General features: G+C 72.3%; 14 protein-coding genes. 5 read left to right on the top strand and 9 right to left on the bottom strand.

What is annotated here, in order from left to right:
- Window positions 1–56: 56 nt before the first annotated feature.
- Window positions 57–1,652: a M35 family metalloendopeptidase gene (locus DFJ69_RS08050; RefSeq protein ID WP_116021898.1), complete on the top strand. Its 1,596-nt coding sequence runs from the start codon at window positions 57–59 to the stop codon at window positions 1,650–1,652.
- 21 nt (window positions 1,653–1,673) lie between these two features.
- Here the strand turns inward: DFJ69_RS08050 and DFJ69_RS08045 are convergent, their stop codons facing one another.
- The 6 genes from DFJ69_RS08045 to DFJ69_RS08020 all read right to left on the bottom strand — a co-directional run bounded on the left by DFJ69_RS08045 (window position 1,674) and on the right by DFJ69_RS08020 (window position 6,877).
- On the bottom strand, window positions 1,674–2,348 hold the full coding sequence (locus DFJ69_RS08045; RefSeq protein WP_116021897.1) for a DUF6766 family protein: 675 nt from the start codon (window positions 2,346–2,348) through the stop codon (window positions 1,674–1,676).
- Between the two features lie 102 nt (window positions 2,349–2,450).
- The gene (locus DFJ69_RS08040; protein ID WP_116021896.1) at window positions 2,451–2,846 is read right to left on the bottom strand and encodes a hypothetical protein; all 396 of its coding nucleotides are present in this window, start codon (window positions 2,844–2,846) and stop codon (window positions 2,451–2,453) included.
- A 71-nt stretch (window positions 2,847–2,917) separates the two neighbouring features.
- Window positions 2,918–3,742 carry an SDR family oxidoreductase gene (locus tag DFJ69_RS08035; protein WP_116021895.1) on the bottom strand — a complete coding sequence of 275 codons (825 nt, stop codon included), beginning with the start codon at window positions 3,740–3,742 and terminating at the stop codon, window positions 2,918–2,920.
- A 56-nt stretch (window positions 3,743–3,798) separates the two neighbouring features.
- On the bottom strand, window positions 3,799–4,362 hold the full coding sequence (locus DFJ69_RS08030) for a DUF7691 family protein (RefSeq protein ID WP_116021894.1): 564 nt from the start codon (window positions 4,360–4,362) through the stop codon (window positions 3,799–3,801).
- Between the two features lie 71 nt (window positions 4,363–4,433).
- Window positions 4,434–5,306 carry a metal-dependent hydrolase gene (locus tag DFJ69_RS08025; RefSeq protein ID WP_116021893.1) on the bottom strand — a complete coding sequence of 291 codons (873 nt, stop codon included), beginning with the start codon at window positions 5,304–5,306 and terminating at the stop codon, window positions 4,434–4,436.
- Window positions 5,303–6,877: a flavin-containing monooxygenase gene (locus DFJ69_RS08020; protein ID WP_116021892.1), complete on the bottom strand. Its 1,575-nt coding sequence runs from the start codon at window positions 6,875–6,877 to the stop codon at window positions 5,303–5,305. The genes DFJ69_RS08025 and DFJ69_RS08020 overlap by 4 nt, the downstream gene beginning before the upstream one ends.
- Before the next feature lie 149 nt (window positions 6,878–7,026).
- Between DFJ69_RS08020 and DFJ69_RS08015 the strand changes: the two genes are divergently transcribed.
- From DFJ69_RS08015 to DFJ69_RS08005, 3 genes are all read left to right on the top strand, one after another.
- Window positions 7,027–7,911: an ADP-ribosylglycohydrolase family protein gene (locus tag DFJ69_RS08015; protein ID WP_116021891.1), complete on the top strand. Its 885-nt coding sequence runs from the start codon at window positions 7,027–7,029 to the stop codon at window positions 7,909–7,911.
- Window positions 7,912–8,054: 143 nt separating this feature from the next.
- Window positions 8,055–8,612, top strand: coding sequence for a hypothetical protein (locus DFJ69_RS08010; RefSeq protein WP_147312242.1), 558 nt, complete (start codon window positions 8,055–8,057; stop codon window positions 8,610–8,612).
- Window positions 8,609–9,022, top strand: a complete 414-nt coding sequence (locus tag DFJ69_RS08005; protein WP_147312241.1) for an OmpA family protein — start codon at window positions 8,609–8,611, stop codon at window positions 9,020–9,022. The genes DFJ69_RS08010 and DFJ69_RS08005 overlap by 4 nt, the downstream gene beginning before the upstream one ends.
- Window positions 9,023–9,030: 8 nt before the next feature.
- Here the strand turns inward: DFJ69_RS08005 and DFJ69_RS08000 are convergent, their stop codons facing one another.
- Together DFJ69_RS08000 and DFJ69_RS07995 are read right to left on the bottom strand one after the other, a co-directional pair.
- Window positions 9,031–9,231 (bottom strand): hypothetical protein, encoded by a 201-nt coding sequence (locus tag DFJ69_RS08000; RefSeq protein WP_147312240.1) that lies wholly within the window; start codon window positions 9,229–9,231, stop codon window positions 9,031–9,033.
- A gap of 85 nt (window positions 9,232–9,316) precedes the next feature.
- Window positions 9,317–10,315 (bottom strand): LacI family DNA-binding transcriptional regulator, encoded by a 999-nt coding sequence (locus tag DFJ69_RS07995; RefSeq protein ID WP_116021887.1) that lies wholly within the window; start codon window positions 10,313–10,315, stop codon window positions 9,317–9,319.
- A 122-nt stretch (window positions 10,316–10,437) separates the two neighbouring features.
- Between DFJ69_RS07995 and DFJ69_RS07990 the strand changes: the two genes are divergently transcribed.
- Complete coding sequence (locus tag DFJ69_RS07990) at window positions 10,438–11,658, top strand: MFS transporter (protein ID WP_116021886.1); 1,221 nt, start codon at window positions 10,438–10,440, stop codon at window positions 11,656–11,658.
- Here the strand turns inward: DFJ69_RS07990 and DFJ69_RS07985 are convergent.
- Entirely contained in the window at window positions 11,642–13,240 is a 1,599-nt protein-coding gene (locus DFJ69_RS07985; protein WP_342769844.1) for a dolichyl-phosphate-mannose--protein mannosyltransferase, read from the bottom strand. The two genes, DFJ69_RS07990 and DFJ69_RS07985, sit on opposite strands and share 17 nt — an antisense overlap.
- Between the last annotated feature and the right edge of the window lie 76 nt (window positions 13,241–13,316).

Raw genomic sequence — 13,316 nt, 5'->3', positions numbered from 1 at the left:
TCGGTGATACGTCCGGGATTTCATGAGGCGCCGGACGCCGGGCCGATGGGGAGATCATGAGAGACGTACAGGGAACGGAAGTCGCCGTCCTGAACCGGCTCGTCGACAAGGTCGAGGAGATCGTGGACGCCGCCGGGGCCCCGGGGGCGTTGGCCGCGACGCAGGTGCTGGACGCGGGGTTCGGATTCCAGCCGGCCGACTACACGGTGTTCGGACGCAGGTTCGCCCTGCTGCACCGGCGGCTCGTCGAGCTGAACAAGGCGGGCAAGGTCGTCGTCAACCCCGACCTGCCCGACTCCGTCGGCGCGCAGACGCTCTCGGCGGTGGACGAGGCCCATGTCCAGGTCCAGCTCGGACCGGGCGCGCTGCGGACGGACGCGCCCGAGTCGCTGACGCTGCGGGCGCTGACCCTGATCCACGAGCTCTCCCACGCGCTGCGCGAACACGGCGACCACCCCGTGAAGGACTACACGTACCGGAACTCCTGGGGCCAGGGCTATCTGGCCGGGGAGATCGGCACCCGGAACGCCGACACCTATTTCGAGGCGGCGGCGCACCTGGCGGAGCAGCTCGAGAAACTCCCTGCGGGCATCTACCGGGAGCGCGGGCTCGTTCAGGCGCAGCGGCGCGCGCTGCAGCCGCCGCGCCCGGTGGGCAACCCCCTCGGACCCGCCCTGGCCTGGGCCGACATCAAGCTCAACCGCATCTGGCTGCGGGCCTACGACGCCCAGGTCCACGTCTGTACCCCTACCGCGGTGTGGGACCGGCGCAGCGGTGAGGACGTGGCGGCGATGCAGCAGGTCGAGGCCCGGCTGCAGGAGCTCGGCATCCTGGACGGCCGCAGTTACTGGATCTCCCGCGAGCACGGGCCGGGGTCGGTGGCGGCGGCGCGGCTGCTGGAGCACTTCACCAGCGCGCTGAAGAGCCGCCTGATGCGCCTCCGCGTCGTCCTCGGCGGAGACGTGCTGCGGTACGACCACGACCCGGTGTCCGGCAGCCTCCTGGTGCCGTTCGAGACGACCGCCGAGGAGCCCCTGCACCTGGCCGGGCTCATCATCGACGCGCTGCTCCAGGGATCCCCCATCGCCCCGCCGGCGGCGCGTTCCGCGACGCCGGGCCTGACGCCCGAGCAGGTCACGCTCGAGAAGCAGGTCGAGGCGTGCTATCCGGGCGCGGCGAAGACGCTGAGCGCGCACCTGACCGAGGTCGTGGAGCTGCTGTGGGTGAACGACCGCAGCTACGAACGACCGCAGGTGCAGGGGCTGGAGAAGACCTTCGCCGCCTTCGAGCCGGTCGCCGTCGGCCTGGGGTCCCGGGGGATCCTGCAGACCGTTCTGCGGGCCGCCGAGATCGACGACCTGATCAGGCGCTGGACGATCATGCCGGCCCGGCTCGGGACGCTGCCCGCGCCGGCGCTCGTCGGCCTGACGATCTTCGACGACGTCGCCGACGAGCAGCTCCGCCGGATCGTCGACCTCGCCGGCGGGCTGGCCGCACCCACGTTCTTCACCGAACGCCCGAGCGTCCGGGCCGGGATCGGGAGGGTGATCGCCGCGGTCACCGAGCTGGCCACCGGAGTCGACAAGGCCCAGGCGACCCGCGCCGCCACGCTGCTCGACGCGCTCGGCAAGGCCGCCGACGGACTCGCCTAGGGACCGCCGCCGGCCGACGGGTCAGCCCTCGACCCCGGTGTCCCGGTGGGCGGCGCCCACGGGCTTGGACTCCGGGGAGCCGCGTTGCCGCAGGTAGACGGACAGGGCGGCCATGGAGGCCACGGCCAGGAATTCGGACTGCCAGTTCTGCAGGGTGCGATTCCAGAACTCGGCCGAGGAGATATAGGCGGGCCACGTGAGCGTGTCCTGATATTCGGCGAGCCGATCGGAGTTGTGGGCCACCCGGCCGGTGATGGACTGCGCCAGCCAGGACAGCAGGAAGATGCCGCCCATCGCCAGACCCAGCGAGCGGGAGAACAACAGGCCGCGCAGACCGCCCGCGGACGCCCAGGCGGGGGACGAGTCCGTGGCGTGCTCGCCGACCAATTGGTCCGCGTCGGATTCGGGGCCCTCCTTGCCCGGTTCCTTGGATTCGGGCGAGCCGCGCTGGATCAACCAGGTCGTGACGAAGACGTAGAGGAAGAATTGGAGGTACTCCGACTGCCAGTTCTCCATGACGTCGACACCGAACTGCGAGCCGGTGAGGTAATCGAGCATCCCGACCGGGTGCCCGCCCTGATCGATCTGCTGCTCGTTGTGGAGGGCCAGCCCGGAGAACGCCTGCCCGATCAGCGCGCCCAACAGGATCAGCAGGAAGAACAGCGTCAGCCCGTTGTCCCGCAGGAATCGGCGCATCCCTTCCTCCGTCCGTTCAGCGTTGCAGCAGGCCGATCACGGTGAAAGAGACCAGCCCGGCGGCGATCACCAGCACGGTGACGATGAAGACGGCCCTCATGGTCAGGCCTCCACTTCGCACTCGTACGGCTGCCCCGGTCGGGGCCGGCAGCCCACGGCGGTCACCTTCCAGTGGGACGCCCATCGGGTCAGGAAGACGGTGTCGTCACCGGCCCGGACCCGCGCCCGATCCCCCCAGACCTCGGCGTCGCGCAGGGGGCCGCCGCGCAATCCCAGCGTGAGGATCTCCTCGGCGCATCGCGAATCGCCCGTCTCCAGCCCGCTCCTGGCCTTCGGGACGAGCGCCGCGCACGCCCGTTCACCGTCACCGTTCCGCACCGCCTGGAACAGCGCCGCGGCGGTCGCCTCGACGTCCCCGACATGGGAGGCCGCACACGAGGTCACCATCACCGCGAGAACGGTGCCGAACGACGCCGCACGAACGATGCCTGCCACCATGGGCGACGTTTACCCTCCGAAAAGGCAAAGAATCCCCGAATTTAAGCGAACGGCCCCCTTTCAACGTCCGATCAGCCTGCGCGCCAGTCGGGGGAGGTGAGGGCGGAGGCGGCCTGGGGGCCCATCAGGCCCATGGCGCCGTCCACGAACAGGGACGCGCCGGTGATGTAGGACGCGGCCGGGTCGGCGAGGAAGGCGATGGCGGCGGCGACCTCTCGGGCGTCGCCGGGGCGGGCCAGGGGATATCCGGGGCGGCTGTCGGGTTGCGGAGGCCGGTCCGACTGTCCGGTCATCGGGGTGGCGATCTCGCCGGGCGCGACGGTGTTCACGGTGATGCGGTGGGGCGACAGTTCCAGGGCCAGCACGCGGGCCAACATGCGCAGGCCGCCCTTGGCGGCGCAGTAGGGTCCGGCGCCGAGCCGTGGGAACTCCTCGTGGACGCTGGTGACGTTGATGATCCGGCCGCCGGCGCCGCGGGCGGCCATCCGCCGGGCGGCCCGCTGCGAGCACAGGAACGCGCCGTCGAGGTCGACGGCGAGCACCGAACGCCACTCGTCGAAGTCCATGTCCAGCAGGGGGCGGCTGCTGCCCGTCCCGGCGTTGTTCACCAGGACGCCGACCCCGCCCAGGTCGTCGACGAGCGCGTCGACGACGGTCGCCGCGGCCTGCGGGTCGGTCAGATCATGACGGCGCACCGCCGCGCGACGGCCGTGGGAGGCGACCTCCTCGGCCGTCCGGCGGGCCCCCGCGTCGTCGCGGTGGAAGGTGATGCCGATGTCGAAGCCGCGCTCGGCCAGCAGGACGGCGGTGGCCCGGCCGATGCCCGAGTCCGCCCCGGTGATGATCGCGACGCTGTCGTAGCGGTCGCGTGAGATGGGCGCCGGTGGTTCGTTCATCCCAGATCACTGCCCCCTCGGCCGTGCGGCATTCCGAGGGCCGTGACGTGACGGGCTCAGTGATAGAAGCAGACGAGGTCGTAGTCGTTCTCCACGCAGTGCCGCATCCAGCCGTGGAGTTCGGTGATGGCCTCGACGACCTGTCGGTCGCCGATGGGGGACAGGTCGGCGGCGTTCAGGGCCTCGAAGGTCGGCCTCAACTCGTCGCGCAGCACATGGCCGATGACGGGGAAGTCGTCGATGGATGGCAGCGGTACTGGAGGGCCGGAGTACATCAGGTCCTCGGGGTCGAACTTCACCCCGACGTCGGCCAACGCGTTGCGCACGGTCTCGGGCCAACCCGACCCGAACGGGTACCAGGAACCGTTGTCCCGCAGACTGCCGAAAGTGCTGCAGAGCGCTTTGAGCGCGTAGCCGTAAGTGTGGCCCTCGGTGCCGGTGTGGGGCTCGCCGTAGAAAAGCTCCCGGAGCGCCTGCCGGGTGGGGCCGGCCTCCCATTCGTCGTCGGTGCAGTGGCGGTCCTGGATCCAGGCCAGGAAATCGTCGGGGTCGGCGGCGTACTTGTGCGGTGAACGCAGGACATTCACGTCCACCGCGTACGGCATGATCCCGTAACCCACTGTTCCCTCCAATATCGCGGCTTCGGGATCAGGCTATCGGGAGGGTCCGACGGCCCGGCGAACGGCATGGGTTACCGCATCTGGTCGGTGAGGGAGCCCTCGGGGCCGAACAGCTCGGCCTGCCAGCGGGCGAGGAGGTCGCTGCTGTCGTGGTCGTCGGGGTGGAAGCCCGGTCGGTTGTAGGCGCGCAGCCGACGGATGACCTCGCGCTCCAGGAACGGCGACCGGGGCAGGCGGGCGAGGCTCCGAGCGAGCCGTACGGGGTTGTAGGCGGCGCGGTCGGTGAGGACGGACAGGGCCGTCCCCGAAATGACATGCACGATCAACAGCGTGCTGATCACGCGCATCGTCGCGATCCGCATGTTCTCGGTGCCGCCGACCGCCCGGTAGACGTCGAACGCGACCGCCTTGTGCTCGGACTCCTCCAAGGCGTGCCAGAGCAGGATGTTGCGGGCCTGGTTGTCACCGAGGAGGGCCTGCGCCCGGTGGCTGGTGAGGAGCTGTTCGGCGATGGTGGCGGTGTAGTGCTCCAGCCCGGCGGTGAAGCCGAGGCGGACGCTCGGCGGCAGGGTCCGGTCGGCCAGCTTCAGCCACCGCTTGATGGCTCGGTGAGTCCAGTGCGTCGGATACCCCATCCCCCGGAGGATCTTGTTGAGGTTGTCGTGCTCCCGACCGTGGACGACCTCCTGACCGATGAAGCCGCGCACCTGGGCGGCCAGCTCCGGGTCGGTGATCTGGTCGCGGTAGTGGCGTACCGAGCGGACGAAGAAATCCTCACCGGGAGGGAAGGTCGCCGACAGCACCGAGACCAGGTGGCTCATGACCAGGTCGCCGTCCGCGTAGTGGCGTTTCAGTGCGCCCTGCGGATGGGTGAAGCGCATCCGGCGTACGGGCACGGAGCGCTGCGGCACGGTGTCGGGAATCGGCTCTCGCGTGGTGGTCATGGGCTGCTCTCCGCTGTTCGCGTCTCGATACGGGCCGGGGTGCCTGCGGGGGTGAAGCGGTAGTCGTCCAACGGGAACGTCCGGCTGGCCTTGCGTGCCTGCGCCGAACTGGTCGGGCGCAGATAGGGCGTGTCGCCGTGGTGGTCGAAGTAGTAGCTGTTGGCGGTGCCGCAGCCGTTGGTGGCCCACAGCGAACGGGCCAGCCGTTCCCGCATCTGCCCGGTCCACCGCTCGGTCGGCTCGGCGCGGACCTCCACCACCGCCGCGCCCCGGCGACGGGCCTCGGTGATGACCCGCAGGATGTGCCGCGAGGTGGTCTCGACGAGCTGGTGCCAGGTGCCGCCGACCCATCCGTACGGGCCGAACATCATGAAGTGGTTGGGCAGTCCGGGGATGCTGATGCCCTCGTAGGAGGCCAGCCGGTTCTCGGTGTAGAAGGTCGCCAGGTCGAACCCGTCGCGACCGCGTACCGGGGTGCGGCGGAAGTTCTCCGGGTCGCTCGCCAGGCGGAAGCCGGTCGCCAGCACGATCGCGTCCACCCGCCGCTCGCGGCCGTCCACGGTCTGGACGCCCTTCTCGGTGATGCGGGCGATGGAGTCGGTGATCAGTGACACGTGGGGGCGGTTGAACGTCCGCAGGTAGGTGTTGGACACGGAGGGGCGCTTGCAGCCGAGCCCGTAGTCGGGGGTGAGCCTGCGTCGGGTCTCCGGGTCGCGGACCTGCGACCGGTACCACACCGCCTTCAGCAGCCCGGCGCCCAGCCCCGCCAGGCGTGGGGCCCGCCGGTGGTGGACGACCGCGTCGACGAGCAGCAGCTCCACGCCACGGGTGGCCACCCGCCGGACGACCCCCTGTACGCGCGGAGCCCGCTGGTACAGCCGCATCATCGCCGGCGCGATCATCATGTCGGGCTTGGGCGCGACCCAGATCGGCGTGCGCTGGTAGACGTCCAGCCGGTCCGCCTTGGCCGCCAGTTCGGGGATGAGCTGCACCGCGCTGGCGCCCGTTCCGATGACCGCGACCCGCTTGCCGGTGAGATCGGAGTCGGCGTCCCAGCGGGAGGAGCGCAGCACCTGGCCGGCGAACCGGTCGGCGCCGGGGATGTCGAGCGGCTTCGGATCCACGAACGCCCCGATGGCGCTGATCACGAACCGTGCGACGATCTCGCCGCCTCCGTCGAGCCGCAGCCGCCAGAGCCCCGCGTCCTCGTCCCAGACCCGTTCGGTGACCTCGGTCGACAGCCGGACGTGGCGGCGCAGGTCGTACCGGTCGGCGAGCCCGTCCAGGTAGTCCTTGACCTCCGCGCCGGGTGCGAACACCCGGCTCCAGCGCGGGTTGAGCGCGAAGCTGAACTGGTACGCCTGGGCCGGGACGTCCACCGCGACGCCGGGATAGGCGTTGTCGCGCCAGGTGCCGCCGATGTCGTCGGCGCGCTCCAGGATGACGAAGTCCTCGATGCCGGCGCGCCGCAGCGCGATGCCCATGCCGAGCCCGCTGACCCCCGCGCCGATGATGACGATCTCGGCGTCCGGCCGGGGGCCGTCCCGGGCGGTCTCCTCGGGCTCGATCATGGTCGGCCTCTCTGTTATATGGACCGTCCAATAGCCAAGCGTACGGCGGGGCGCGCGTCAATGCACAAAGTGCGCGTGCCGGGGCGCACCGCCGGCCTTCGTTGGAAATGCCGTTGAGGGCCCCGAACGGGTCGCGAGACAATGCCGGAATGCCCCCCATCGAACGCCGGGCCCTGGACGCGCTCATCGGACTCTCGGTGGGCGACGCGTTCGGCAACCGGGCCTTCCCCGCCGAGTGGACCGTGCGGTCGCCCGCCCATCCCGAGACGTGGGCGTGGACCGACGACACCCAGATGGCCTGCTCGCTCCTGGAGGTCGTCACCGCGCACGGCCGGGTGGACCAGGACGCGCTCGCCCGCGCCTTCGCCACCCGGGCCGAGACGTTCCGCGACTACGGCATGGGGGCGCTGCAGTTCATCGACCACGTCAAACACGGCGGACGCTGGCGTGAGATCACCTCGAGGCTGTTCGAGGGCCGGGGCTCCTGGGGCAACGGGGGCGCGATGCGGGTCGCCCCGCTCGGCGCCCACTTCCACGACGACCTCGAACGGGCCGCCGCCGAGGCCGCCGCCTCCGCCGAGGTCACCCACTCCCACCCGGAGGGCGTCGCCGGCGGTGTCGCGATCGGCGTCGCCGCCGCCCGTGCCGCCGCCGGACGCGGTCGTCCCCTCGCGGGCGCGGAGCTGATCGAGACGGCCGTCGAGCACACCCCCGAGGGCATGGTCCGCGACGGTCTGCGGCGCGCCCTCGACCTCCTCGGCCGCCCCGCCGCCGAGGCCGCCGCCGCGCTCGGCAACGGTTCCCGGATCAGCGCCCCCGACACCGTCCCGTTCGCCCTGTGGACGATCGCCACCCACCTGGACGACTACGAGACGGCCGTCCGCACCTGCGTGGAGGCCGGCGGCGACATGGACACGATGGCCGCGATCGTCGGCGGTGTCATCGCCGCCCACCACGGCACCGACCCCATCCCGCCCGCCTGGCTCGCCGCCCGCGAGCCCCTTCCCGACTGGCTCCCGGGTGACACCTCGTGATCTGCGCGAACGCCTGACGCTCCCGGAGTTCCCCGCTCGGCGAGGCACCCCGGCCGGGGGCCTCGGAACCTTCCCGCCAAGATCGGCGTCTCACCGCGGGGCGGTGTTCGGGCGGTGGACCCGGCCGGGAGACGGGAGTGGACATGCGCGGACGGTGGAAGGTCGCGGCGGCGGTCACGGCGCTGGCCCTCGGGACGGCGGCCTGCGGCGGCGGGGCCGACGGCGGTGACGCGAAGGACGCGAACAACGCGCCGGGCGCGCTCGGCCGAGAGGAGGCCGCGGGCGGCGTCGGGACGGTCGACACGAGCCGGGTGATCGCGAGCCAGACGTTCGACTCCCCGATCGCGGCGGGCGCCGAGCTGGAGGTCGGGATCGCGGCGTTGCGCGTGTCGGGCCGGCTGGCCCATCTCACCGTCGTGCTCACCCCGCGCGTGCCGGGCCAGGAGCAGATGAGCGTCTACGGCCTCAACGGCGGCAGCGCGCCGGACGTCGCCCTGCTCGACACCGTCAACCTCAAGCGGCACCGCGTCGTCAAGGCGGGCGGCAAGGAATTGCAGCCGGACGCCATCTTCGTCAAGCTGCGGAACGGGCAGCCCAACGTCCAGACGTACACGTTCGCCGCCCCGCCGGAGGGTGTGGACGCGGTGGACGTGTCGTTCGGGCAGTGGGCGCCGTTCCGCGACGTGCCGGTGACGCGATGAGGGGCCGTCGGCTGCTGCCCGTGCTGCTGCTGGTCGGAGTCCTGCTGCCGGGGCGGCCCGCGGCGGCCGTGGCGGGGGAGCCGCAGCCCGACGAGCGGGAGATCGCCGAGTCGGTCCAGGACGTCGGGCTCGCGGAGTCCATCGAGGACATCGCGCTCCAGCAGTCGATCGTCCCGTTGCAGGAGGAGAGCACGTCGGGCGGCACGGTCACGGTGCGGATCAGCGCCGACGTGCTGTTCGACTTCGGGGAGGCGACCCTCACGCCGGCCGCCCGCACCCGGATCGGCCGGATCGCCGGACGGCTGCGGAGCGCGACGGGTGTCGTGCGGGTCGTCGGGCACACCGACTCCGTCGGGGCACCGGAGGCGAACGAGGCACTGTCGCGACGCCGTGCCGAGGCCGTGGGCTGACCACGGGCTCAGTGGGCCCGGCGGGCCACCCGGGAGTAGTCCTGGCCCTCGATCTGGGTGATGTCCTGGGCGGTGACCTTGGCGGTGCGGCCCTGCCAGGACTCACCCTCCACCTCGATCCAGGCGATGCTGGCGTCCCACGCGCCGTCCGGGGACCTCTCCCAGGCGAGCAGGTAGGCGGGGCCTTTCGCGGTTTCCGAGTGGACCATCGGCGGCACATGCGACATGGGAATTCTTTTACCGGAGCGGTCGGACATTCGCCATTCACCGCCCGCCCGCTCCCGGCCCGACGCGTCAGCGGACCGGCGGGGGAGCGGTGGACCCTCGGACGACGAGGTCGCCGGGCAGCGAACGCGACGGCGGCGTGCCGCCGTCGAGGAGGTCCAGCAGCGCCGTCATGCCCTCCGCGCCCAACGCGGCGGCGGGCAGCCGGACCGTGGTCAACTCGGGCTCCAGCGCGGCGGCCAGCAGGACGTCGTCGAACCCGGTGACCGACACGTCGCCGGGCACCTCCAGACCCAGGGCCCGCGCGGCCTTGTAGGCGCCCGCCGCGATCTGGTCGTCGTCGCAGACCAGCACGGTGGGCCGGTCGGGGCGGCGCAGCAGGTCGGCGGCGGCGTCGCGGGCGGCGGCGACGTCGATGGCGGCGCGCGCGGGTGTCACCCGGCCGCCCGGAGTGGACGCGACGGCGGCGTGGAGGGCCTCGCCCCGCGAGCGGAACGTCCACTCGTCCACGGCGGCGGCGATGTGCCCGACATGGCGGTGGCCCAGGCCCAGGACGTGGTCGGCGATCCGGCGCATGCCGTCGGCGACGTCGAAGTCCACCGTGGGGGCCACGCCCGCCGGGTCGCTGTCGAGCATCACGACCGGGGTGCCGCCGAACCCCCCGAGCATCTCGAGCGCCATGGACGACGCGAGGATGCCGTCGATGGCCTCGTGCGCGAACGGGCTGCCGAACGCGGCGGAGTGCGCCGGCTCGGGCCAGGGATAGACCACGATGCGGAACCCGTGCGCGGCGGCGACGCGCGCCGTTCCCGTGTAGAGGGCCCCGAAGAACGGGTTGGACAGGGTCGGGACGACCAGCAGGACGGTGCGGGTGCGGCCGAGTCGAAGGCTGCGGGCCGCCTCGTTGGGCCGGTAACCGATCCTGGCGGCCGCCTCGTGGACGGCCTGCGCGGTGGCGGGGGAGACCCGGCCGGTCCACTTCCCGGCCAGCACCAGGGAGACGGTGGACTGCGAGACCCCGGCCTCGTGGGCGACGTCCCTGCTGGTGGGGCGGCCGTTTCGGGTCACCGACGGGCTCCTGTCTGAGGCGGCGGACGCCTTCAGGGTAGAGCGGCGACGCGGTTCGGTGATACGTATGACCCATCGAGTAATACGTATGACTACATCCCACGAGATCAAGGAGGCCGGGCGTGCGCGCCTATCTCACCTTTCTGCGCCTGCCGTACGCCGGCAGGCTGCTCGGCGGGACCCTGCTCGGGCGGCTGCCGAACGGCATGGGCGCGTTGGCGATCGTGCTGCACCTGCGCGACAACGGCGGGAGCTATCCGCTGGCCGGGGCGCTGGCGGCGGTGTACGGGCTGGCCATGGCCGTCGGGCAGCCGGTGCTCGGCCGGGCCATGGACCGGCTCGGCCAGCCCCGCGTGCTGACTGCCTGCGCCTGGGCCGCCGCCGTCGGGTTCGGGGCGCTGGCCCTGGTCGGCGCGGATCCGCTGCTCCCGGCGTTGGCGGCGGTCGTGCTGGCCGGGTTCGCCACGCCGCCGCTGGAGGCGGGCCTGCGCGCCCTGTGGCCGATGGTGCTCCCCGGACCGTCCCACGTGCGGGCCGCCTACGCGCTGGACGCCGCCTCCCAGGAGGTGCTGTTCACCGTCGGGCCGCTGATCGTCGTGGGGGCGGCGGCGGTGTCGACCGAGACCGCGCTCGTCCTCAGCGGGGCCCTCGGCATCGTCGGAACGATGGTGATCACCTCCTCTCGGCCGTCGAGGGAGTGGCGCGGCGAACCCCGCGCCGCCGACTGGGCCGGGCCGCTGCGGGCCGCCGGGATGCGGACCATCGTCGTGATGCTCGCCTGCGCCGGGATCGCGCTCGGCGTCTACAGCGTGGCGGTGGTCGCCTACGCCGAACGGCTCGACCACGACCTGGCCTCGGGCCTGCTGCTGGCGGCCATGTCCGGCGGGGCCCTGGCCGGCGGTCTGGTGTACGGGGCGCGGCCCTGGCGGGGCGAGGACCACCGGCGGCTGCCCTACCTGCTCGGCGGCCTGGCCCTGGGCTACCTGCCGCTGGCGCTGGCCCCGGCCCTGCCGGTCATGCTGGGGCTGGCGTTCCTCAGTGGGATCTTCCTCGCGCCGGTGCTGGCCTGCTCGTTCACGATGGTGGACCGGCTGGCCCCGCGCGGCACCGTGACCGAGGCGTTCGCCTGGATCGTGGCGGCGATCGGCGCGGGCGCGGCGCTCGGCTCCGCGGTCGCCGGGGTGGGTCAGGACCTCGCCGGCGTCCCCGGGGCGTTCGCCGGCGCGGGGGCCGGCGGAGTGCTGGCGCTGGCCGCCTGCCTGCTGGCGTACCGCACGCTCCTGCCCGCGCAGTCCGCCGGGTCCGCGCCCGCCGCGGCCCCCAAGCTCAGATCCAGGAGTTGAACCAGATCCGGGCGTCCCAGTCCTCGTACGGGATGATCTTGGCCGCCAGCACCGGATAGAAGTAGGCGAAGTTCACCAGCACCATCAGCAGGTACGCCCCGGCCACGGCCGAGCCCAGCAACCGGCGGTTCGCGCTCGGGGCGTGCCTGGCCAGATGCACCGTCGCCTGCCGCGCCGGGCCTATCAGCAGCCCCAGCGCCAGCGCCACCGCGAGCGCCATGAACGGCAGCATCGGAGTCGCGTAGAACAGGAACATGGTGCGGTCGCCGAACGCCGGGACGAACCACGGCAGCCAACCCGCCATGAAGCCCAGCAGGATCGCCCCCGCCCGCCAGTCGCGCCGGACCAGCCACACGCCCACCAGCACGATCAGCGCGATCGTCGCCCCCCACCAGAACGCCGGGGTGCCGATGCCGAGGATCTCCCGCGAGCACCGCGCCGCGGCGCAGTCGTCGCGCGGCTCGGTGTAGAAGAACGCCACGGGACGGCGCAGGATCGGCCAGTCCCACGGCCACGACTGATAGGTGTGCGCCGTCGTCAGCCCATTGTGGAAGTCGAGGATGTCCTTGTGGTGACGCCACAGGTCGGGCATGGCCTCCAGCGGTCGCAGCAGCGGGTTGCCCGCCACCTCGCCGCGCCCCCAGCCGCCCGGCTTGAAGATCCACCCGGCCCAGGTCGCGAGGTAGGTGAGCAGCCCCACCACGACCAGGGAGACGAACGAGGGCAGCGCGTCGAGCCCGATCGCGCCCGCGTACGGGTTGCGGACCCGGGCCGCCCGGCGGGCGCCCGCGTCCCACAGCACCACCATGATCCCGAACGCGGCGATGAAGAAGATGCCGGACCACTTGACCGCGCAGGCCAGCCCCAGGCACACCCCCGCCGCGACCCGCCACCAGTGCATGACGAACGGCCCCAGCGACCCGCCGACCCCGTCCTCCACCTTCTCGGCCAGCGCGCGTCGCGACCGGTCGCGGTCGATCAGCAGACAGGCGAACCCGGCCAGCACCCAGAACATCACGAAGACGTCCAACAGCGCCGTGCGACTGGTCACGAACGCCAGCCCGTCCACCGCCAGCAGCAGGCCCGCCGCGCAGCCGAGCAGCGTCGAGCCGGTCATCCGGCGGGCCACCCGGCACAGGATCAGCACCGACAGCGTCCCGGCCAGCGCCGCCGTGAAACGCCAGCCGAACGGGGTCGCGCCGAAGATCGCCTCGCCGATGGCGATCATCCACTTGCCGCCGGGGGGATGCGCGACGAACGACGCGCCGTCCTCCCAGATCTTGGCGTCCGAGCCGTCCCGGATCAGCAGCGAGTCCGCGTCCTTGACGGTCTTGTGCTCCCAGCCGAACTTCAGCAGGGCCCACGCGTCCTTGGCGTAGTAGGTCTCGTCGAAGACCACCGCCTTGGGCACCCCGAGCCGGTCGAAGCGCAGGAACCCGGCGAACAGGGTGACGAACAGCGGGCCGAGCCACCCCCAGAGCGCGCTGCCGGGGATCGGCGGCGCCAGCCAGTCCCGCAGGGAGGCCGGACGGCGGTGCGCCGCCGCCGGGGTCGTCGCCGACTCGATCTCCGTCACTGCCACCCCGCCATCGTAAGGGCGGCGGGAATAAGACCAGCGCAAGACCGCGAACCGGGACGTATCCGTGGGGATGAACGGC

The sequence above is a fragment of the Thermomonospora umbrina genome, assembly GCF_003386555.1.
GTDB lineage: Bacteria > Actinomycetota > Actinomycetes > Streptosporangiales > Streptosporangiaceae > Thermomonospora > Thermomonospora umbrina.
The sequence above is the reverse complement of the archived record's forward strand: the minus strand, read 5'-3'. Positions and strand labels throughout refer to the sequence as shown.